Source organism: Flavihumibacter cheonanensis (genome assembly GCF_022352215.1).
Taxonomy (GTDB): domain Bacteria; phylum Bacteroidota; class Bacteroidia; order Chitinophagales; family Chitinophagaceae; genus Flavihumibacter; species Flavihumibacter cheonanensis.
Genome location: NZ_JAKRWF010000181.1, coordinates 1 through 282 on the forward strand (window position 1 = coordinate 1; position 282 = coordinate 282).

A 282-nucleotide genomic window follows, 5' to 3' on the forward strand; every position below is an offset into this window, starting at 1 on the left:
CCGCTACGACATACCGGCCAACTGGTTCGGCCTGATCAAAGGCACCTGCCCTGACTACGCGCCCATGTACATCAAGGCGGCGGTGTACTCGCCCGAATGGCAGCCGTTCATGGAGTCGGGTGCTCTCATCTACTCCAACCTCAACAACCCACAGGATCGAGGAGCCGCCTACGGAAACCCCGGCGTCTTCAGCATCGAGTCCTCGTATGGCCGGGCTGGGGTCGGTCGCACCCGCGACCTCATGAACGAGTTCTTCCTTCCGCAGGCCGCTGCCCACGACTG

1 protein-coding gene is annotated in these 282 nt (G+C 62.8%); it reads left to right on the plus strand.

All coding sequences use genetic code 11. The annotated features are described in order from the left end of the window. On the plus strand, nt 1–282 hold a 282-nt coding region (locus tag MD536_RS21615), incomplete at both ends, for a hypothetical protein (protein ID WP_239603853.1).